Consider the following 20,123-nt stretch of genomic DNA (forward strand, 5'->3'; position numbering starts at 1 on the left):
CTTCGCCGGGATGAGCGGTAGATGTGGGTCAGCCCATCGCCTCGATGCGCTCTAGCGCGGCGACCAGTTTGGCGTGGGCTTCTTCGGCCTCGGCCAGTTTGGCGCGCTGTTCCTCGATCACGGCGGGGGCCGCCTTGGCGACGAAGTTGGGGTTGCCCAGCTTCTTGTTGATGTGGGCGACGTCGTCGACGGCGGCCTTGATGGCCTTGGCCAGACGCGCCTTCTCGGCGGCGACGTCGATTGTCCCGGCGAGCGAGATCGCGGCCGTGGCGCCGCCGATGACGAAGCTGACCGCGCCCGCGGGCGCGGCGTCGGCCGTCGCGACCTCGGACACCCGGGCCAGGGTCAGGATCAGGGGCCGGTGCAGATCGATGCGGCCGGCGGTGACGGCGTCGGGGCTGACGAAGGCCAGCGGCGGCTTGGCGCCGGGCGGGACGTTCATCTCGGCGCGCAACTGACGCACCTCGGTGACCAGATCGACCAGCCAGCCGATCTCGGCCTCGGCCTCCGCATCGACGAAGGCGTCGGGCAGGACGGGCCATGTCGAGCCGATCAGCATCGGTTCGTCACGCGCGGGGCCCTCCTTGCCCAGCTCGTCCCACAGCTCCTCGGTGATGAAGGGCATGACCGGGTGCAGCAGCTTCAGCGTCTGGTCGAGGGTCCAGGCGGTCATGGCGCGGGTCTCGGCCTTCGCCGCCTCGTCAGTCCCTTGCAGGACCGGCTTGGACAGTTCGACGTACCAGTCGCAGAAGACGTTCCAGACGAAGCGGTAGAGGGCCGAGGCGGCGTCGTCGAAACGGCCGCCCTCGATGGCTTCCGAGACCTGACGCTCGGCCTTGGTCAGCTCGCCACGGATCCAGCGGTTGATGGTCTGGGTCACGGTCGAGGGGTCGAAGCCCTCGACCCGGACGGCCTCGTTCATCTGGCTGAAGCGCGCGGCGTTCCACAGCTTGGTGCCGAAATTGCGGTAGCCTTCAATGCGCTCCTTGGACAACTTGATGTCGCGCGTACCCGACAGAATGGCCATGGTGAAACGCAGCGGGTCGGCGCCCAGCTCGTCGATGATGACCAGGGGATCGATGACGTTCCCCTTGGACTTCGACATCTTCTGCCCCTTCTCGTCGCGGACGAGGCCGTTGATGATGACGCGCTTGAACGGGACCTCGTCCATGAAGTGCAGGCCCATCATCATCATCCGGGCGACCCAGAAGAAGATGATGTCCGCCGCCGTGACCAGGTCCGAGGTCGGGTAGAATTTCTCCAGATCCGCCGTCTTCTCGGGCCAGCCCATGGTCGAGAAGGGCCACAGGGCCGAGGAGAACCAGGTGTCGAGGACGTCCTCGTCCTGGGTGATGGGCTTGTTGCCTGCCAGTTCGCGCGCCTCGGCCTCGGTCTCGGCGACATAGATCTGGCCGTCGGCATCATACCAGGCCGGGATGCGGTGCCCCCACCAGAGCTGGCGCGAGATGCACCAGGGCTCGATGTTGCGCAGCCATTCGAAATAGATCTTGGAGTAGCTGGCCGGCTCGAAGACGGTCGCGCCGGTCTCGACCGCCTTGATGGCGGGCTGGGCCAAGGTGTGGGCGTCAACGTACCACTGGTCCGTCAGCCAGGGCTCGATGACGACGCCCGAACGGTCGCCGTGCGGGACCATGTGTTTGGTCTTCTCGATCTCCTTCAGCCAGCCTTCGGCCTCGGCGCGGGCGACGATGGCCTTACGCGCGACGAAGCGGTCGAGGTATTGGAGCTCATGGGGGATTGCCGCGATGGCCGCGTAGTCGTCCCCCCTGACGTCCGGGTTCTGTTCATCTTCGACGAAGCCGCCTCGGCTGGAATCGAAGCGCATGTCCGTCTGCGCCAGACCGACGATGCGACCAAACGCATCCAGGATGTTGATCGTTGGCAGTCCGGCGCGCTTGCCGACCTGGAAGTCGTTGAAGTCGTGGGCGGGCGTGATCTTGACCGCGCCCGAGCCCTTGGTCGGGTCGGCATAGTCATCGGCGACGATGGGGATGCGGCGGCCGGTGATCGGCAGGATGACCGACTTGCCGACGATCGCGGCATAGCGTTCGTCGGTCGGGTGGACGGCGACGCCGGTGTCGCCCAGCATGGTCTCGGGCCGGGTGGTGGCGACGACGATATAGTCGCGCGTCTCGTATTCGGTGGCCTTGCCGTCCTCGTCGAAGGCGACGGGGTATTCGAAGGTGACGCCGTCAGCCAGCGGATAGGCGAAATGCCAGTAGGCGCCGTCGACCTCGCGCTGCTCGACCTCCAGATCCGAGATGGCCGTCTGGAACTGCGGGTCCCAGTTGACCAGCCGCTTGTCGCGATAGATCAGGCCTTCCCTGTGCAGCTGGACGAAGACCTTGCGGACGGCGGCGTTCAGGCCTTCGTCGAGGGTGAAACGCTCGCGCGACCAGTCGCAGGAGGCGCCGAGGCGGCGCAGCTGCTGGACGATGGCGCCGCCGGATTCCGCCTTCCATTCCCAGACCTTCTCGACGAAGGCGTCGCGGCCCATGTCGCGGCGGCCGATGTTGCCGGCGGCGGCCAGCTGGCGCTCGACGACCATCTGGGTGGCGATGCCGGCGTGGTCGGTCCCGGGCAGCCACAGGGCGGCCTTGCCCTTCATCCGGTGATAGCGGGTCAGGATGTCCTGAAGGGTGTTGTTGAGCGCATGGCCGATGTGCAGCGACCCCGTCACGTTCGGCGGCGGGATGACGATCGAATACGCCTCGGCCGCGCCCTCGGTCGGGGCGAAGGCGCCGGACTGCTCCCACTGCTTGTACAGGCGGGGTTCGGAGGCCTTGGGGTCGAAGGTCTTGTCGAGCATGAGGTAATCTCAGAAAGCAGAAGAGGCGGCCCCTGCCGGAGCCGCCCCTGTTGATCTAGTCGCGGGATACGCGAAGGGCTAGCCGGCGGTGCGGGAGATCCGCTCTACCTCGGCCTTGACCGCGCGTTCGACGATGCCCGGCAGGTTGGCGTCGAGCCAGCCCTTGAGCATGGGCTTGAGCATTTCGGCGACCATGCCCTCGACGGTCGAGCCGCTGATGAAGTTCAGATCGCCGGTCGGGGCCGGAGCGGCCGAGGCCGGCTTCAGGCTGGCGTGCAGGCCGGCGAAGGCCGAAGCGGCGCTGGCGGCGGCGCTTTCGCCGACCAAGGCGTCGTAGTCGGGCGTCGGGGTCGGCGGGGTCCAGGCGGTCGGGGCCTCGGGCTCGGGCGAGGAGACGTCCAGATCGCCGATGCTCTCGACGGCCGGGGCCTCATAGGTGTCGGTCAGTTCGAGGATGTCCTCCTCGACGGCCTCGGGCTCCTGCACCACGGGCGCGGGCTCGGGCGCCGCCGCGACCGGGAAGGGCTCGGGCTCGGGCGCCGGGGCGGGCTCCGGCGCGGGGGCCGCGGCCGTCTCGGCCGGGGCGTCGTCCTCGGAGATGATCCGGCGAATGGACGCCAGGATCTCTTCCATCGTCGGTTCCTGGGCGGTCGGGTCGGACATTCGTAAACCTCGGCGGCACTTGAAAGCGCACTTGACGGCGTGGATGGACGGCGCGGGGTCGCAGGCGATGCCATCGCCGTCCCCACAGTCCTTGTCGTCGCATCAACGCCCGCCGGAATCAACGGGCGTTTTGCAGGTGCACGGTAAACGCGGAGGGTCCCTGCCCTCCCCGTTACCCCCAGGGCTTAAGCCGGCCCCTCAGGATTGGGGAGCCGTCTTGACGACGTCGGACTGAAGCTGGGTGTCGATGGGGGCCTGGGCGCCTTGCGGGGTGGGGACGACCTGGGGCGCCGCGATGCGGTCGATGGTCTCCAGCACGCCATCCCACGGCAGGGCGCCGCGGTTGCGAACGGCGTCGGTGTTGGCGGCCGCGTCATAGGCTTCCAGCGACGGCACCAGGGTCGGGCCTTCCAGACGGCCCATGGCGGCCAGCAGCGAGGCCTGGGCGATGTAGGCGTTGGCCACGGCGCTGACCAGCTGAACCTGGGCGGAGCGCAGCTCCAGCTCCTGGTTCAGGACGTCCAGGGTGGTGCGCAGGCCGACCTGGGCCTCCTGACGCACGCCCTCGGCGGCGACGGTGGCGGCGCGGACGGCCTCATTGCCGGCGGTGACGTTGGCCTTGGTCGAGACGACCTGGGCATAGGCGGAAGAGACGTCCTGCAGCACGCCGCGGCGCTCGCCGTCGATGGCGATCTTGGCCGCGTTGGCGGTTTCCAGGGCCTGGGCGACGCGCGACGAGTTCAGGCCGCCGGTGAACAGCGGGATCGAAACCTGGGCGCCGACGGTCAGGCTGGAGCGGTCGGCCAGGTCGAACTGGCTGAGATCGCCCGAGCCGCCGTAGGAGGCGGTCAGGCCCGCCTGGGGCAGATAGGCCGACTTGGCGGCGGCGACGCGGGCCTCGGCGGCCTGCAGCGTATAGTCGGCGGCGACGACCGAGGGGTTCTCGACGAGGCCGATGTCCAGGGCCTGTTCGAAGTCGGTCGGGACGCCCGGCAGCTCGGGCGGGGTGACCAGATTGGTCGGGGCCTGGCCGACGACGGCGGCATAGGCCGCGCGCGACACCGACAGCTGGGCCTGGGCGTTGGCCAGATCGGCCTGCGAGGAGGCCAGACGGGATTCGGACTGGGCGACGTCAGTGCGGGTGATCTCACCCACTTCGAAGCGGGCGTTGGATTCGTCGAGCTGGCGGCGCAGGACGGTCAGATTGTCCTGACGGATCTGCAGGATCTGCATGTCGCGCTGGACGCCGACATAGGCCTGGATGACCGAGGCCAGGACCTGCTGCTCGACCGAGCGCAGGTTCTCGCGGCCGGCCAGGACATTGGCCTCGGCGGCGCTGACGGCGTGACCGATGCGGCCGCCGCTGTAGAGGGTCTGCGACAGGCTGACTTCGAGGCTGGCGTTGTCGACGTCGGTGACGGGCAAACCCTTGACGTCGGTGCGGGTGTAGCTGGCGCCGATGCCGACATCGACGGTCGGGCGGTAGGAGGCGCGGGCCTGCGGAATGCTCTCGTCCAGGGCCCGCTGGTTGGCGCGCTGCGCCAGCAGGGTCGGATTGGTCTGATAGGCCAGGGCCAGCGCTTCCTGCAGCGTCTCGGCGGAGGCGGATCCGGCGGACACGGCCAGCCAGGACACAGAGGCGAGGGCGACCGCGATGACGGACGAACGTTTCAGCATGTCTAATTCCCGATAGGGTTCGCGGAGGAGCGCGTCCCTGGACACTTCTATTCTCGCGTAGAGCGCATTCCGCCTACGCCACGCCAGTTAAGTTTTTTTCACGCGCCCGCCACCCCCGCCCGGCGGAAAAATGGACACTACAGTGCGAAAATCATCGGGGGCGACATTTCCGCCATAACCTGGGGGTTGGAATCGAACAGTTCGCGACGCGACAGACCCTCGCGGCCACGGACGTAGAGCACGGCCTTGCCCGCCGTGCCGGGGCGTTCGACGACGACCAGACGGCCGCCGACCTTGAGCGCCTTGATCCAGGCCTCGGGGCGGACCGGGGTCGCCATTTCCGAGACGATAATGTCGTAGTCGCCGCCCGAGGGCTCGGTGACCGGGGCCACGACGGTGGTCACGCCGGCCTCGGCCAGGGCCTCGCCCGCGATCTCGAACACCGCCGCATCGGCCTCCTGGGCCGTGACGGTCAGGCCCAGATGGGCCAGCAGGGCCGCGGCATAGGGGCCGGCGACGACCAGGGCCGTCTCGCCCGCGCGGGCGTCGGTCGCCTGCAGCAGCTTGGCCACATCACGGGCCATCATCAGCTTGCGGGTCGGGGTGATCTCGGTCTCGACCTCGGCATAGGCGGCGAAGGCGCGTTCCGGGGCGCAGAAACGCTCGCGTGGCACGCTGTTGAGCGCGGCCTGCAGGCTGCGATCGGTGACGTCATTCACCCGGACCTGCGAGTCCACCATGACCTTGCGCGCGGCGGCGTAATCCATCGGCGGCGAATCCTTGTGCGTTCAGAGAGGAAAATCTGCCGTGCTTATAGGTCCGTGCGTTGCAGCGGACAATCCGATCTGATAGCGAACGCCTCCCGATGACGACGGGGCCCCTTTCGGGGTTCCCGACGGCCTGATGGCGGAGTGGTTACGCAGAGGACTGCAAATCCTTGCACCCCGGTTCGATTCCGGGTCAGGCCTCCATCGCGGGATCAGGGGGGTTAGGTCGGAAGCGACCTGACCCCCGATCACCCAGCACTCTATTTGGCAGAGCGACGCCGCGACGCGCAGCTTGTAGACTATCTGCTTCGATCCCTTGGCGGATCAAGCAGATCATTCTCGCCCCCCGGTTCACTCAATGGGCGGAGGATCAACTCCGCGGCATGATTGAAACGCGACTAGCCGTGCTGTTAGGTATAGTGACCAGCGATATACGGGGTCAGCATGACAAGCATACCGAACGACGCAACAGCATTATGCTTCCACGGCAACAAAGAATCTGAAGCCCCCGAAGTATCGGCGGTCCAAATCGGCCAAATCGCTTCTTCTTTAGAAAATTTCCTCGCGACCACCTCAGAAGTTCTGGGTAATAAATGTGATTTCCAAATCAACATCGTCGCGCCCCCTACTCGGGGAAGCCTCGTAATCTGGATAAGATATGCCGTAAAAAATATAATAAACTCAAGCATTGATGACCCAATTTCGCAAAGCAGGGCACAAACCGTAGCAAACTACGCTGCTTTTGGCCTAGTGATTTGGACATTGTGCTTCGGTGATAAAGGACTTTACGACCTTATCGTATCTCGCAGCCCGGCAGAAACCGTCGTAAATACAAAAGATGAGGATATAAAACCGCGAAAGCTAGAAGAGTTTACTAATTCTCGTCTATTAGAAAATGCATTTGAGATTTATCGGGCATGCAAAAGTACCGACTCTCAAAGAGTCGAAATTCACCTACCGGATAGCTCCCCAACTTGCATCTTTGACAGGAAGTGGGTGAGAGACTTCCATCTCATCGGAGCGTTCGCCAATCCCGCACCATTGAGAGACGGATACTACATGCCGGACGCTACTGGCGAAAATATTCCGTTTAAATTAGAAAAAACCCACGGAAATGCCATCGCTTCTCAACTTCGGAACGATTCTACAGATCATGTAACCGACTCCGCAGTATACCTCACGCTTTGGTTTGGCAACACGTCGATACCAATGCACCACAACCCCGAACGATTTAGGCCGTTAGCCACAAAAGATTTTGACCGTATCGAATTTTCTTCAGACATACCGGACGAATACACTCGAGTGAGGGGAGTGATGGCGGTAGGTATAGGAGACCATTCATACGGTGCGGCTGAGGATATCTGATCCCCACCTTTGGGAAGCTCGGTCGGGCGAGGATTCGCGGGAGTAAGGGGGGAGCGGCGCGAGCCCTCCCCCCTTTCTCTTTCCTACTTCAGGGCGCCCGTATCCAGATTCAGGCTGGAGACCGGGATGACCTCGACGTTCGGGTGTTTGGCGCGCAGGGCGTCGATGAATTTCGACGCATCGCCGACGATGACCAGGCTGGCGTTGGAGACCGGCAGGGCGCGGGCGAAGGCGGCCTGGACCGAGGGACCGTCCACGGCGGCGACATTGCCGGCATAGGCGGCCAGATCGCTCATCGGCAGGTCGTAGAGGGCGAGATTGGCCACCAGCGAGCCCAGACCGTCCACCGTTTCCAGCTGGGAGCCGAAGGCGCCGGTCAGGATGGCGCGGCGGGTGGTCAGTTCGCTCTCGGTCGGCTGGGTCGTGTCCAGACGCTCGATCTCGGCCAGAATCAGGTCCGACACCTCGACGGCGGTCTCGTTCTTGGTCTGGGCCGAGGCGGTGAACAGGCCGGGGCCTTCGCGCAGGCCCAGCGACGAACGGGTGCCGTAGCTGAGGCCGCGCTTGATGCGGATTTCCTGATTGAGGCGCGAGGTGAAGCTGCCACCCAGCAGGGTGTTGCCCAGCGTCAGGGGGAAGTAGTCGGCGTTGACGCGGGGCACGCCGCGCAGGGCCGCGACCACCGCCGCCTGACCGGCGCCCGGCTGGTCGATCACCACCACGCGCGGCGACAGGGTCTGGCCGGCCGGAGCCGCGGCCGCATTGGCCGCCGCCGCGTCGGAGCCCGACCCGCGCCAGTCGCCGAAGGCCGACTGGGCGAGGGCCCGGGCCGCTTCCGGGGTGATGTCGCCGCTGAACACCAGGGTGGCGTCCGACGGCTGGTAGCGGGCGGCGTGGAAGGCCACGACGTCGGCGCGGGTCAGGGCCGGAACCGTGGTGACCGTGCCGATGCCCGGCGCGCCATAGGGGGCGTCGCCATAGACCACCCGGCCCGAGACCATGGAGGCCACCTGACCCGGCGAGGCCAGGGACACCTTGAGGCCGTCGAGGGTCTGGGTCCGCTGGCGGTCCAGCTCCTCCTCGGCGAAGGTCGGGTTGCGGACCAGATCGGCCATCAGGGCCACGGCCTGGGGGAAGACGTCGGCCGGTGCGTTGGCGTAGACGCTGGTGAAGTCGGACCCGGCGCCCGCGCCGATCGAGGCGCCCAGTTGTTCGATCTGGGTGGCGATCTGGGGCGCATCGCGGGTCGTGGTGCCCTGGGTCAGGAGGTTGGCGGTCATGGCCGCGACGCCCGACTTGCCCGGGCCGTCATCGGCCGAACCGGCGTCGAAGCTGAGACGGGCCGAGACCAGCGGCAGACCCGGCTTGTTGACCACCAGAATGCGCATGCCGTTGTCCAGCCGCGCCTCGGCGACCGCGGGGGTCGTGGGCGAGACGGCGGCGGTGGGCTCGGGCAGTTTCGCACGCTGCGCCTCCGGCAGCAGGGTCAGGACTTCGCCGGCGGGGGCCAGATCGGCGATCTGGACCGGGGCGGTGACCCGGGTGTTCTGCTGGGTCACCGGATGTTCGGCGTCGGCGTTCAGATAGCGCATCGTGATGCTGCGCTCGGGCGTCAGATAGCGGCGGGCGACGCGCTGGATGTCGGCGGCGGTCACGGCCTGGATGGCTGCGATCTCGCGGTCCGCCACCGAGGCGTCATTGGTGTTGATCAGGGCGAAACCGAGGACGTTGGCGCGATCGTCGACCGTTTCGCGGTTCCTCAGGGCGTCGGCGACCAGTTCGTTCTTGGCCTCGGTCAGTTCGGCGGCGGTGACGGGGGCGTCGCGGAACTTCGCCACCTCGGCGTTCAGGGCGGCGATCCCCTCCTCCGGCGTATGGCCGCCGGCCATGATCGCATAGACCTGCAGATTGCCGGCCTGCTGCGAGGAATCCGGGCTGGAGCCGATCTGGGCGGCGATCTGCTGATCATAGACCAGCGAGCGATAGAGCCTGGAGCTCTCGCCGGTCGACAGAATGCCGTCCAGCACGGTCAGCGGAATGCGGTCCTCATCCTTGTAGGCCACAGTCGGGTAGGCCACGACCACCGCCGGCAGCGGCACATTGGGAGCGTAGAAGGTCGCCTCGCGCGGGCCGGTCGGCTCGGGCTCCTTGACGTCATTGACCGGCAGGGGGCGGTCCGGGTTGGTCAGGGGGCCGAAATACTGGTCGATCCAGCCGTTCAGCTGGGCTTCGTCGAAATTGCCCGCCACGATCAGGATGGCGTTGTCCGGGCGGTAGTAGGTGGCGTGGAAGCGGCGCACGTCGTCGATGGTCGCCGCGTCCAGATCCTCGATCGAGCCTATGGTCGAGCGGCGGTAGGGGCTGTCCTGATAGATGGTCGCCGGGGCGAACAGGCCGAACAGGCGGCCATAGGGGCTGGAGAGGACGCTCTGGCGGTACTCTTCCTTCACGACGTCGCGCTCGGACTTGAAGACGTCCTCATTGACGACCAGCGAGCCCAGACGGGTGGCCTCGGCGAAGATCAGCCGCTGCAGGTGATTGGCCGGGATGGTCTCGTGATAGGCGGTGACGTCGTCGGAGGTGAAGGCGTTGTTGTTGCCGCCCACGTCCTCGGTCAGGCGGTCGAAGGTCTCGTCCGGGAAGTCCTTGGTGGCCTTGAACATCAGGTGTTCGAACAGGTGGGCGAAGCCCGAGCGCTGCTGGGGGTCGTCCTTGGAGCCGACGCGGTACCAGACCTGGACCGTGACGTTCGAGGTCGAGGCATCCCGCGCCGTATAGACGTCCAGACCGTTGGCCAGGGTGCGCTTGGTGAAGCCCAGCGGCGGCACCTCGATCCCGGCGGTGGCGGTGGCGGCGGCGGGCGGCGATGCGGCGCCCTCGGCGAAGGCGGGGGCGGCGGCCAGGAGGGCGGCGGCGGAGGCGGCGGCCAACAGACGGAACTTCATGCGATTTCACTTTCCGGACAGGTCTGCTCCAGACCTAGGCCCGCAAGCGCGGCGGGAAAAGTGACCGATCTGTAATGCGGCGGCTCGACGCCCGGACGGCGGTCAGGCCGCGGGCGCGGTCTGCGGCGCGACCTCGTCGATCTTGCCCCGGCAGTAGGTGGCGGCCGCCGTGAGGGTGTCCGCCGGCGAGGCGGCGAAGGTCTGTTTGTTCAGGGTGACCATCTGCCCGGCCAGCTCCGACTGGATGCTGTGTTCCAGCCATTTCTTCCAGCGGGTGTGGGCGGCGTCGTTCTCCGTCTGGCCCGCATTGGCCGGAAGCTCGAGGATGGCGACGCATTTGCCGCCGATCAGGTTCCAGTCGTCGGTCCCGAACAGGGCGCGGGTGGCCTTGACGGGGTCATCCTCGGCCTTGGGCGCGGTCCGCGCGGGCGGAGACCCGCAGGCCGCGAGCGCGAGACCGAGAGACAGGACGGCGATCAGGGTTTTCATGGCGCCAGAATAGGCCGCTGCCGCCGTCTGGCAATGCGCAAGATCAGCGTTTGCCGCCGGTGTCGCCCGGCCACAGCGGTCCCGCGAACCGGCCGGCCAGATAGTCCATCAGGGCCGTGACCCGCGCCGGTCTCGGCCCGCCCCCGGGCGCCACCAGATGCAGGTCGATGCGCGGCAGCTCCCAGTCGGGCAGCAGGATCTCCAGACGGCCTTTGGCGAGGTCGTCCCAGTGGAAGAAGTCGGGCTGTTCCGCGATGCCCAGGCCGGCGAGGAGCGCGGCGGTCAGGGCGTCGGCGTTGTTGGCGCGCAAGGGACCGTGCGGCCGGACCATGACCTCGCGCCCGTCGGTCCTGTGCCGGAACTTCCAGGTGTTGGGCGTCGGCAGATAGGCATAGCCGAAGCAGGAATGGCGCGAGAGCTCCTCCGGGTCCTGGGGCCGGCCGCGCTGGGCGACATATTCGGGCGAGGCGACCAGATGGCGCTTGATGGTGCGAAGCTTGCGCGCCGTCAGCGACGAGTCCGGCAGGGCCGCGATCCTGAGGGCGCAGTCGAAGCCGCCGCCGACCAGATCGACCACCTCGTCGGACAGATGCAGGTCGATGGAGACGTCGGGGTGACGCGCCAGGAACTCCGGCAGGGCGGGCGCGACATAGGCGATGCCGAACGACATCGGCGCGGCGAGGCGCACCAGGCCGCGCGGGTTCATCGACTGGTCGAGGGCCTGGGCCTCGGCGGCCTCGCCCTCGGCGACCATCTGGGCGGCGCGGGCGGCCAGACCCCTGCCCTGTTCGGTCAGGGCGAAGCGGCGCGAGGTCCGGTGCAGCAGGGTCGTGCCCAGACGCACCTCCAGCCGGCTGACGGCCTTGGACACCGTCGCCTTGGACAGGTTCAGCGCCTCGGCCGCGCCCGAGAAGGACTGGGTCTCGGCCACCTTGGCGAAGATGGCGAGGGCTTCGAGGTCGGGCAGTTTCGACATGGGTTTCAGGACCGCTGGTGGAAACGATGTGTTTCCGCTGTTTCTATTTCTGATCGGTAGCGGATCGCTATCTTGCCCTCAAGCCAAGAGCGGCGGCGAGCGCGGCGGGGATGTCCCCGCCCCTGCCGGGACCGCGGAGACGAGACGATGATCGAGCGCAGACCTTTTGAATCCCTGGGCGGCGCCAACCACGGTTGGCTGAACGCCAAGCACCACTTCTCCTTCGCCAACTACTACGACCCCAAGCGGATGAGCTGGGGGTCCTTGCGGGTCTGGAACGACGACGAGATCGCCGCCGGCTCGGGCTTCCCGCCCCACCCGCACGCCGACATGGAGATCATCACCTATGTCCGCGAAGGGGCCATCACCCATGAAGACAGCCTGGGCAACAAGGGCCGCACCGTCGCCGGCGACGTTCAGGTCATGAGCGCCGGCACCGGCATCCGCCACGCCGAATACAACGCCGAGCCGGACCTGACCCGGATCTTCCAGATCTGGATCGAGCCGACCCGTCGCGGTGAGAAACCCGCCTGGGGCGCCAAGCCCTTCCCCAAGGGCGACCGCGCCGGTCAGTTCGTGGTTCTGGCCTCGGGCTTCGAGGACGACACGGACGCGCTTCCCATCCGCACCGATGCGCGGGTCGTGGGCGCGACGCTGAAGGCCGGTGAAACGGCGACCTATCCCCTGGGCGCCGGCCGCCGCGGCTATCTGGTCCCCGCCCTCGGCGAGGTCGAGGTCAACGGTGTCCTGCTCAATGCCCGTGACGGCGTCGCCATCACCGACGAAGAAACCTTGACGGTTCGCGCAATCAAGGATGCAGAGATTGTCCTGGTTGACGCTGCCTGATAACTGGAACTAACACTGTTTCAATAAGACCCGGCGGTCTCACAGCCGTCGGGCCTCTCTTCAGAGAAAGAAAGACAATGGCTTCCTTCAATACCGCTCCCTGGGCGCCCCGCGCCCTCGCCGCCCTCCGCATCGTCGCGGGCCTGCTGTTCCTCGCTCACGGCGTGATCAAGCTGTGGGGCTTCCCCGACGGCGCCCAGCCCGGCGTGGTCCCGATGTTCAGCCTGTTCTGGATCGGCGCCGTGCTTGAAGTCGTCGGCGGCGCCCTGATCATCCTGGGCCTGTTCACCCGTCCGGCCGCCTTCGTCCTCGCCGGCGAAATGGCCGTCGCCTACTGGATGTTCCACTTCCCCAAGAGCCCGTATCCGGCCGTGAACGGCGGCGACGCGGCCATCCTGTTCTGTTTCATCTTCCTGTACCTGGCCTGCGCCGGCGCGGGCGCCTGGAGCCTGGACAGCAAGCGCAAGTAAGCTGACAGCCTGAGCGTCAATGACAAACGGCCCGGAGTTCGCTCCGGGCCGTTTTCGTATCCGCCTACTTCCGGGAGGCCGCGCTGGCTTCGCGGACGCCCTCGAACTCATTGCCGGGGGTCCATCTGGGCCAGTCGGTCCCTGTCGCCAGCTCGCGGCCCACGTCATAGAGCAACTGGACGTCGGCCGCGGCGCCGGTCATGTCCCAGCCCGGCTCCCAGGCGTCGGTCGGCTGGTGATAGCGGTCGCGGACATAGATCCGGCTGGCCTCGGACGCTCCGGTAAAGCCCGCCGCCGCGAACAGGGCCGGCACCCCCATCTTCGCCAGCGGGAAGTGGTCCGAGCGGTAGAAGGCCCCGACCTGCGGCGCCGGGTCGGCGATCAGGGTCCGGCCCTCCTTCGCCGCATCGCGCGCCAGCCGGTCCTGCAGATCGGTCTTGCCATAGCCGATGACCACGATCTCGGGCGACGGCCCGCCGGGCAGAAGCGAGTCCATATTGATGTTGGCGACCGTGGTCTCCAGCGGCACCAGCGGGTGGGCGGCATAGTAGTAGGCCCCCAGCAGCCCCGCCTCCTCGGCGGCCCAGGAGACGAAGATCTCGGACCTTTCCGTGCGCGGGGCGGCGGCGAACAGCCGCGCCAGCTCCAGCACCCCGGCGACGCCCGAGGCGTTGTCGACCGCGCCGTTGTAGATGTCGTCGCCCTGGGCGTTGGGCGTCGCGTGGCCGAAGGCGTCCCAGTGGGCGCCGAACATCACCGTCTCGTTCGGGCGCGTCGTGCCGGTCAGCTTGCCCGCGACGTTGCGGGTCGTCAGTCGCTCGTACTTGAGGCCGAAGTCCATCGACAGGGTGACGCCGTCCAGTGCCACCGGATGGAAGTCCGCCGTCTGGGCCTGGGCCTTGAGCGTCGCATAGTCCAGGCCGGCGGCGGCCATCAGCTTCGCCGCGATCGGCTGCTGGATCCATCCCTGGGCCTGGACCCGCTCGGCCTCGACGTTCTGGCGCACGATGTCGAAGCCGGCGGCGGTGGAGGAGTTCTGCAGCGTGGTCCACGGATAACCGGCGCCGGCGGTCTCATGGATGACCAGCACCCCCGCCGCGCCGCGACGCGCGGCCTCCTCGAACTTGTAGACCCAGCGGCCGTAGTAGGTCATGCCCTTGCCGTCGAACTTGCCCGCCACGGGGCTGTCGGCGGCGACTTCGAAGTCCGGGTCGTTGACCAGCATCAGCACGATCTTGCCGCGCACATCCACGCCCTTGAAGTCGTCCCAGCCGCGCTCGGGCGCCGTCACGCCATAGCCGACGAAGACCACGGGCACGTCGGTCAGGGTGATGCGGGACACCGGCCGATGGCTGCCGACGATGATGTCGGTTCCGCGATTGAAGGTCAGGGCCTCGCCGCCCGCCTTGGCGGTGAGAACGGCCGGACCATCCTGGAGGAAGCGGTTGATCGGCACGGTCTGGAACCAGCCGCCGTCATCGCCCGCAGGCTCCAGCCCCATGGCCTTGAACTGGTCGGCGACATAGTTCACCGCCGCCTCTTCGCCCGGCGTGGTCGGGCCGCGCCCGCCCATGGCGTCGTCGGCGAGGGCCGCGATATGGGCGTTCAGCCGCGCCGGATCGATGTGTTGCGGATCCTGGGCGCTCGCAACGGACGCTGCGCTCGCCAGCAGCAGGGCGACGGCGGAAGCGGTGATCGATTTGTGCAGGGGCATCAGACGGACTCGGCAGCTGGTCGGGGACGGGCGAACCCTGCCCCCCGACGGCCGTCGTGTCGACCTCTAACGCCCTGAATCGGCTAGACCGGAGCGGTCATCCAACCGATGGCGCCGGCCGTGCTGACCGCGAAAACCACCACGCCCAAAGCCGTCGCGATGCGGCCGTTGCGGGTGACGAAATCCAGAATGCTGCCCATGACAATCTCCCCGGACGCATGGCGACACGGAACCGCGGTTTCGGCAAGGTCAACAAAGCGTTAACGGCCTGATTTCGCATGATTGTCACCCGATGGGCGCAATTGCTTCGCCGACCCTCACGTGGGTGGCGAATTCGCCAGCGGTTCGCAGCCGTCAGGCGCGGGTCAGCTGATGCAGGGCGATGGCCGAGGTCGCGGCCACGTTCAGGGAATCGAAGCCTCCCGCCATGGCGATCCCCACCGCGCGGCAACGGTCGATGATCCCCTGCGGCAGGCCCGGCCCCTCGGAACCCAGCAGCAGGGCGCGGCGTCCGCCGGGCCTGAGCGCCGCCAGGGGTTCGGTCGCCGAGGGCGTCAGGGCGATGACCTCGAACCGCGCCGCCTTCAGGGTCTCGACCAACTCTTCCAGCGGCAGGGGTCGCGGCGACGGCGTGCGCAGCACCGCCCCGACCGAGACCCGGATCGACTTGCGATAGAAGGGATCGCCACACCGGTCGTCCAGCAGCACCGCCCCGGCCCCGAAGGCCGCCGCATTGCGGAACAGGCCGCCGATGTTGTCGTGGTTGCCGATGCCCTCGGCCGCGACGACCACGGCATCCTCGCCCAGCCGGTCCAGCACCACGGACGCCTCTTCCGGCGCGGGCTTCTCGCCGAGCGCCAGTATGCCCCGATGCAGGGGAAAGCCCGCGACCGAATCGAGCACCGCCTGGCTGGCCGCATAGACCGGCATATCGTCCGGGGCGGCGGCGATCAGGGGCTCAAGCGCCGCTATTCGCTTCTCGGCCAGCAGCATCGAGCTGGGCCGGCACAGGCTGGCGAACGAGACCAGATTGCGCAGCACCACCTCCCCTTCGGCGATGAACAGCCCTTCCCGCCCGGTCAGGTCGCGCTCCTTGATATCGCGATAGGCGGCGATCCGGGGATCATCCGGGGCCTCGATGGAAATGATGCGCATGGCCCCACATTAGCCGTTGCAAGACGCGCGAGGCCACTGCTATACGCCCGCCTCCCGAGCAGATGTTCCGCAGTAGCTCAGTGGTAGAGCAGCCGACTGTTAATCGGCTGGTCGTAGGTTCGAATCCTACCTGCGGAGCCATCTCGGCCCAAGTCATCTGCGTTGTTGACTTAACAGACCCCCCGACAACCTTCCGCTTTCCGCCCTGCCTCGGCCGGGTTGACGTATCGCCGACGCGGCCGCGTCCCGAATGTGGGACGCCTCGCCGGGCCGCTTGATTTTGCGCCCAAGCTCGGCCCCTATCGCGTCAGGGATGAAACCAATCCGACTCACACCCCAAGGGTGCAAGAGCCGTTCGACCAGGCTTGGCCGCGGCGCAAGTCGCGGCGCGCCGCACGGACGGGATGGAGGCTGCGTCCTCGTCGTGCCTGGCACGGCCTCAATCACAAGGGGCGACGCCGCCCACACCCCGCCCAGGGGCATGCGGCGATCGTCCAGGCGGAGGATTCATGACGGCACGCTACATCAACGCCCTGGTGCAACAATCCCCGGTGACGATCGGCGCCACGGTGCCCGAACAGATCGGCGTCCTGGCCAGCCTTTACGAGGTCAAGGAATACAGGGATCTACGGCAGTCCTACGGCGCGGCCGGCCCGGTCGGGGGGCTGAAGGCCATGCGGGGCTACATCGTCTCGCTGCATCAGAAGCTCAGCCTGTCCAGCACCCTGGCCAATTCCTTCAACGCCCTGAACCAGGTCACCTCCTACAGCGGCTATCCGGTGCTGGCGGTGCAGATGGTCACGCCCTCCACGACCGCCGCGGGGCTGCAGTTCATCATCGAGGACTATCACCCCAGGACGCTCAACGCCTCGGTCTCGACCAGCGGCAACCAGTCCACGAGCGCTGATCAGGCCAACTCCGTCCAGTATTCCTCGGGCTCCTCCCTCTCGGTCACCAACTCCTATGAGGTGTCCGATTCCGTGGGCTTCTTCGGAGAGGCGGCGACCGGCGGCGTCTCGGCCAGCATGGGTCACTCCACCACCTCCACCACCGAACAGTCGAAATCGCAAGGGCATACCAGCTCCCAGTCCGCCCTCAACGGCACCGGGGCGTCGATGACGGTCAAGGACTGGGCCTCCTACGCCTTCCTGGACAGCGCCAAACAGACGCTCTCCTGGGTGTGGGGGCAGGAGTATCCCTGGAACGTCATCGACTATCGCAATCTTCAGGCTACGGCGCCGCAGATCGACATGCCGCCCTTCGTCGGCAAGCGGCTGTGGGACGGCACCTTCCTGTACCCGCCCAGCGAGCTGTCGCAGTTCGGGGTCGATTTCGTCGCGACGGCCCGCTGGATCTTCACCCTCGAGGGCGACGCGGCGACGACCGACGAGATCGTCGCCTTCGATCACGCCATCACCTACTGGCAGGGCACGCACGACTCCAAGGGCGCCTCCCTGGTGATCGCGGCGGCGAACAAGGCCGTCGACACCGTGTCGTTGAACCTGCCGCTTCTGGCGCTCGATCCCATCCTGGCCACAGGGTCCCGCAACGGGGCGATCGTCGGCTTCGTCAAGGGCGAGTTCATCTGCGCCCCGGCGTCAAACGGCGCCCCCTTCCGGGCGAAGAGCGGCGCCAACACCCTCTATGTCACGGGCTCCGGCTTCGACGCTCCCGCGACCAACGACACCGTGCTTTCGGCCTCGGCCGTCACCGCCGCCGCGCCCGCCCAGACCACCCTCTACTTCAAGGTGACCGACGAACTGGTCGAGTTGGCCCTGCATCTCAAGCACTGGAAACTGACGGATGCGGGCTGTGTCGTGACCATCCTCGTCAACGAACCCGATCCGGCGCACCCGGTGTCCCCGATCGTCCGTCACGTCGACGCGCGCGAGTCGGGCAGCGGCACGGACAACCTCACCTCCGTCACCCTGCGGAGCAAGGACTACACCTCCAACGACTTCTACGACTACCTGGTGGTGGGTCTGAACACCGTCACCATCACCGTCACGCCGGCCGAGGGCCAGACGACCGCGGGCTACGCCCTGCGCGCCGTCGCCATCAGCTGACCCACGATCCCATTCCAGACATGCGAGCGAACCCCATGACCACCCTGCCCGTCGGCGCCATCATTCCCTTCGTCGGCTCCAATCTGAACAGCCTGCCGGCCAACTGGCTCCTGTGCGACGGTCGACCGCTGGCCAGCACCGACTACCCCGCGCTCTCGGGCGCCCTGGACAACGCCTTCGGCGGCGACAGCACCAGTTTCAACCTGCCGGATCTGCGCGGCATGTTCCTGCGCGGCGTCGACGGCGGAGCCGGCAACGATCCCGATACCACCGGCCGAACAGCCCAGGCCGCCGGCGGCAACACCGGCGACGCGGTCGGTACGCGACAGCAGGATGAAATAGTTTCGCACGCCCACGCCCTCGGGCAGCCGTGGGGATATCACGGTCAGGGCGACTATCCGGTCTATCTCCAGGGTACGATGACGGCCAATGCGACGGGCGCGACCGGCGGAAGCACCGAAACGCGCCCCAAGAACGTCTATGTCTACTATCTGATCTACGCCGGCGGCTGATCGCGCCCCGCCAACGGAGGTCCCGCTCGAATGACCAAGAAGCGATCCCGTGAGGCCTTTGAAGAGGACGGCAATTCCGCGTCTTCCTCTTCATCCTCATCCTCATCCTCGTCCTCGTCACCCTTCGCCACGCGCAGCCACAGAAGCGGTGAGCGGCCGCTGCCCGAGTCGAACAAACGCTCGCGCGGTTTCGGGCGGGACACCGAAAACATCATCTACACCGCCTCCTACGGGGAGCGGGCGGCGCATGGCCGCTCGTCCATGTCCGAGGCGGTCACCCAGGACATGCTCGCGGAAAGCCGTCGGGGACCGGGTTCGGAATACGCCATGCGGATCCTGCCCCTCGACGGCGGGGGTCCGCGCCTGAGGGCCGCCCGGGTGTCCCGCAACCACATCCTGGCCGACAGCCGCATCCGCATCATCCTGATCGACGCCCGCGACGCCCTGAACCGCCGCGACCGTCAGGGGCTCGGCTCGTCCTCTTCATCGGCGCGGCCGCGGGAGGATGAGGCCCTGGCCGGCTTCCTGCGCGCCCTGGCCGGCGACCAGGCGGGCGAAGATCTCTACGCCCGCCTCCACCAGGCCCGGGTGAACAATGACGTGGGCCTGTTCAACCAGGTCATGGACGAGGCCTGCAACGGCATCCTGAACCTGCGTTTCGGCGACGCCCGGACCAATGGCCAGATCTCGAACCAGTTCGATCCGGTGGTGATCAACGGCCGGCCCTCGGCCGAGACCGAAGGCATCATCGACGCGGTCAACCGGCTGGCCGCCAACGGTCTGATCTCCCCGCGACGCGCGATGAGCTCCCTGGCCGTCGCCAAGGATCGCGCCACGCTTCAGGACGTCACCTCCTCCGCGTTCGACATCCACGGCCGGACATCGACACGGGTGAGCGCCATCGACTATTTCCGCGGTCCGTCATCCGTGGCCGCGCGCCCGCGCCGAAACTCCTTCAGCACCACCTCTGTCGCCGAGCCGTCGACAGCCCAGGAACCGTCCCGCGAGTTCCACTATACGACCCGGGCGTTCGAGAGCGCCTCGTCCAACACCCTTGAGCCCTCGCCTTTCGCTCCGGCGGACAGCCTGGCCCCCGGCGGACTCGAATCCTCACCCTTCGCCCCTTCGTCCGCGTCTCCGACGGACGCCAATCCCTTCGACACCCAGATGTCGGACGCCGAGGCCGAGGCCGAGGGAATGCACGACTGAAGCAGCGCGCCGCCGGGTGTCAGGGCTGAGCCCGCCTTCCCCCGCGCCACACCACGCCGCAGGCAAGGGCGCCGATGACCCCCAGGTTCCAGACGTAGTAGGCCGAGATATAGGCCCACTGCTCCAGCGCGCGGTCGCGGGCGAAGACGAAGTGGGTGCACAGGATCAGGAACTGGAAGCTCGCCGCCGCACTGGTCCAGCCGCGTCCCGAATAGAGGGCGGCGTAGAGGAAGAAGAGGAAGACGGCGGTGTCGATGGCGATGGCCATCCACGGCGGATCGATCTTGTTGAAGGGCGTCAGGGCCGAGCCGATCCAGGCCGCCGCCAGGACGCCCACGGCGATCCGTTCCCACCGCCCCCCGCGCAGCAGGGCGGCGAGGCCGACGACGATGAAGATGACGAGCGTGAACAGATAGATCGGCGACACGGCGGTTCCCCC

The 20,123-nt window shown here is 67.2% G+C and carries 16 protein-coding genes and 2 tRNA genes; 8 read left to right on the plus strand and 10 right to left on the minus strand.

The annotated features are described in order from the left end of the window. Positions 1–28: 28 nt before the first annotated feature. The 4 genes from ACW172_RS00790 to ACW172_RS00805 form a co-directional block, all read right to left on the minus strand. Entirely contained in the window at positions 29–2,830 is a 2,802-nt protein-coding gene (locus ACW172_RS00790) for a valine--tRNA ligase (RefSeq protein WP_492033302.1), read from the minus strand. A 78-nt stretch (positions 2,831–2,908) separates the two neighbouring features. Next, the gene (locus ACW172_RS00795) at positions 2,909–3,493 is read right to left on the minus strand and encodes a DUF2497 domain-containing protein (RefSeq protein ID WP_492033303.1); all 585 of its coding nucleotides are present in this window, start codon (positions 3,491–3,493) and stop codon (positions 2,909–2,911) included. Positions 3,494–3,691: 198 nt separating this feature from the next. After that, complete coding sequence (locus ACW172_RS00800) at positions 3,692–5,170, minus strand: TolC family outer membrane protein (protein WP_492033304.1); 1,479 nt, start codon at positions 5,168–5,170, stop codon at positions 3,692–3,694. Positions 5,171–5,307: 137 nt separating this feature from the next. Then, the gene (locus ACW172_RS00805; RefSeq protein ID WP_492033305.1) at positions 5,308–5,937 is read right to left on the minus strand and encodes a protein-L-isoaspartate O-methyltransferase family protein; all 630 of its coding nucleotides are present in this window, start codon (positions 5,935–5,937) and stop codon (positions 5,308–5,310) included. A gap of 130 nt (positions 5,938–6,067) precedes the next feature. Between ACW172_RS00805 and ACW172_RS00810 the strand changes: the two genes are divergently transcribed. Beyond that, a tRNA-Cys gene (locus tag ACW172_RS00810) sits at positions 6,068–6,141 on the plus strand. A 240-nt stretch (positions 6,142–6,381) separates the two neighbouring features. Beyond that, a complete protein-coding gene (locus tag ACW172_RS00815) occupies positions 6,382–7,302 on the plus strand; it encodes a hypothetical protein (RefSeq protein ID WP_492033306.1) in 921 nt (306 codons plus the stop codon). Between the two features lie 83 nt (positions 7,303–7,385). Here the strand turns inward: ACW172_RS00815 and ACW172_RS00820 are convergent, their stop codons facing one another. The 3 genes from ACW172_RS00820 to ACW172_RS00830 form a co-directional block, all read right to left on the minus strand. Continuing rightward, entirely contained in the window at positions 7,386–10,247 is a 2,862-nt protein-coding gene (locus tag ACW172_RS00820; RefSeq protein ID WP_492033307.1) for a M16 family metallopeptidase, read from the minus strand. Positions 10,248–10,349: 102 nt separating this feature from the next. Further along, on the minus strand, positions 10,350–10,736 hold the full coding sequence (locus ACW172_RS00825; protein WP_492033308.1) for a hypothetical protein: 387 nt from the start codon (positions 10,734–10,736) through the stop codon (positions 10,350–10,352). A gap of 43 nt (positions 10,737–10,779) precedes the next feature. Beyond that, positions 10,780–11,712: a LysR family transcriptional regulator gene (locus ACW172_RS00830; RefSeq protein WP_492033309.1), complete on the minus strand. Its 933-nt coding sequence runs from the start codon at positions 11,710–11,712 to the stop codon at positions 10,780–10,782. Positions 11,713–11,859: 147 nt separating this feature from the next. On the opposite strand from ACW172_RS00830, the gene ACW172_RS00835 reads away from it, so the two are divergent. Then, complete coding sequence (locus tag ACW172_RS00835) at positions 11,860–12,558, plus strand: pirin family protein (RefSeq protein ID WP_492033310.1); 699 nt, start codon at positions 11,860–11,862, stop codon at positions 12,556–12,558. A gap of 77 nt (positions 12,559–12,635) precedes the next feature. Beyond that, complete coding sequence (locus tag ACW172_RS00840; protein WP_492033311.1) at positions 12,636–13,028, plus strand: DoxX family protein; 393 nt, start codon at positions 12,636–12,638, stop codon at positions 13,026–13,028. A 64-nt stretch (positions 13,029–13,092) separates the two neighbouring features. Here the strand turns inward: ACW172_RS00840 and ACW172_RS00845 are convergent, their stop codons facing one another. Both ACW172_RS00845 and ACW172_RS00850 read right to left on the minus strand, forming a co-directional pair. Next, positions 13,093–14,742, minus strand: a complete 1,650-nt coding sequence (locus ACW172_RS00845; protein WP_492033312.1) for a M28 family metallopeptidase — start codon at positions 14,740–14,742, stop codon at positions 13,093–13,095. 354 nt (positions 14,743–15,096) lie between these two features. Continuing rightward, positions 15,097–15,897: a TrmH family RNA methyltransferase gene (locus ACW172_RS00850; protein WP_492033313.1), complete on the minus strand. Its 801-nt coding sequence runs from the start codon at positions 15,895–15,897 to the stop codon at positions 15,097–15,099. 66 nt (positions 15,898–15,963) lie between these two features. Here ACW172_RS00850 and ACW172_RS00855 point away from each other — a divergent pair. From ACW172_RS00855 to ACW172_RS00870, 4 genes are all read left to right on the plus strand, one after another. After that, a tRNA-Asn gene (locus ACW172_RS00855) sits at positions 15,964–16,038 on the plus strand. 368 nt (positions 16,039–16,406) lie between these two features. After that, entirely contained in the window at positions 16,407–17,963 is a 1,557-nt protein-coding gene (locus ACW172_RS00860; RefSeq protein WP_492033314.1) for a hypothetical protein, read from the plus strand. A gap of 35 nt (positions 17,964–17,998) precedes the next feature. After that, the gene (locus tag ACW172_RS00865; protein ID WP_492033315.1) at positions 17,999–18,475 is read left to right on the plus strand and encodes a phage tail protein; all 477 of its coding nucleotides are present in this window, start codon (positions 17,999–18,001) and stop codon (positions 18,473–18,475) included. 30 nt (positions 18,476–18,505) lie between these two features. After that, the gene (locus ACW172_RS00870; RefSeq protein ID WP_492033316.1) at positions 18,506–19,684 is read left to right on the plus strand and encodes a hypothetical protein; all 1,179 of its coding nucleotides are present in this window, start codon (positions 18,506–18,508) and stop codon (positions 19,682–19,684) included. A gap of 19 nt (positions 19,685–19,703) precedes the next feature. Here the strand turns inward: ACW172_RS00870 and ACW172_RS00875 are convergent, their stop codons facing one another. Further along, entirely contained in the window at positions 19,704–20,111 is a 408-nt protein-coding gene (locus ACW172_RS00875) for a hypothetical protein (protein WP_492033317.1), read from the minus strand. Between the last annotated feature and the right edge of the window lie 12 nt (positions 20,112–20,123).

It is taken from the genome of Brevundimonas sp. ALps5 (genome assembly GCF_058681645.1).

Excerpts from the sequence above, each read along its gene's own strand:
- ACW172_RS00805 (WP_492033305.1), bottom strand. The coding sequence starts at position 5,937 with ATGGATTACGCCGCCGCGCGCAAGGTCATGGTGGACTCGCAGGTCCGG.
- ACW172_RS00845 (WP_492033312.1), bottom strand. The coding sequence starts at position 14,742 with ATGCCCCTGCACAAATCGATCACCGCTTCCGCCGTCGCCCTGCTGCTG.
- ACW172_RS00870 (WP_492033316.1), top strand. The coding sequence starts at position 18,506 with ATGACCAAGAAGCGATCCCGTGAGGCCTTTGAAGAGGACGGCAATTCC.
- ACW172_RS00815 (WP_492033306.1), top strand. The coding sequence starts at position 6,382 with ATGACAAGCATACCGAACGACGCAACAGCATTATGCTTCCACGGCAAC.
- ACW172_RS00825 (WP_492033308.1), bottom strand. The coding sequence starts at position 10,736 with ATGAAAACCCTGATCGCCGTCCTGTCTCTCGGTCTCGCGCTCGCGGCC.
- ACW172_RS00795 (WP_492033303.1), bottom strand. The coding sequence starts at position 3,493 with ATGTCCGACCCGACCGCCCAGGAACCGACGATGGAAGAGATCCTGGCG.
- ACW172_RS00835 (WP_492033310.1), top strand. The coding sequence starts at position 11,860 with ATGATCGAGCGCAGACCTTTTGAATCCCTGGGCGGCGCCAACCACGGT.
- ACW172_RS00820 (WP_492033307.1), bottom strand. The coding sequence starts at position 10,247 with ATGAAGTTCCGTCTGTTGGCCGCCGCCTCCGCCGCCGCCCTCCTGGCC.
- ACW172_RS00800 (WP_492033304.1), bottom strand. The coding sequence starts at position 5,170 with ATGCTGAAACGTTCGTCCGTCATCGCGGTCGCCCTCGCCTCTGTGTCC.
- ACW172_RS00850 (WP_492033313.1), bottom strand. The coding sequence starts at position 15,897 with ATGCGCATCATTTCCATCGAGGCCCCGGATGATCCCCGGATCGCCGCC.
- ACW172_RS00840 (WP_492033311.1), top strand. The coding sequence starts at position 12,636 with ATGGCTTCCTTCAATACCGCTCCCTGGGCGCCCCGCGCCCTCGCCGCC.
- ACW172_RS00860 (WP_492033314.1), top strand. The coding sequence starts at position 16,407 with ATGACGGCACGCTACATCAACGCCCTGGTGCAACAATCCCCGGTGACG.
- ACW172_RS00865 (WP_492033315.1), top strand. The coding sequence starts at position 17,999 with ATGACCACCCTGCCCGTCGGCGCCATCATTCCCTTCGTCGGCTCCAAT.
- ACW172_RS00830 (WP_492033309.1), bottom strand. The coding sequence starts at position 11,712 with ATGTCGAAACTGCCCGACCTCGAAGCCCTCGCCATCTTCGCCAAGGTG.
- ACW172_RS00790 (WP_492033302.1), bottom strand. The coding sequence starts at position 2,830 with ATGCTCGACAAGACCTTCGACCCCAAGGCCTCCGAACCCCGCCTGTAC.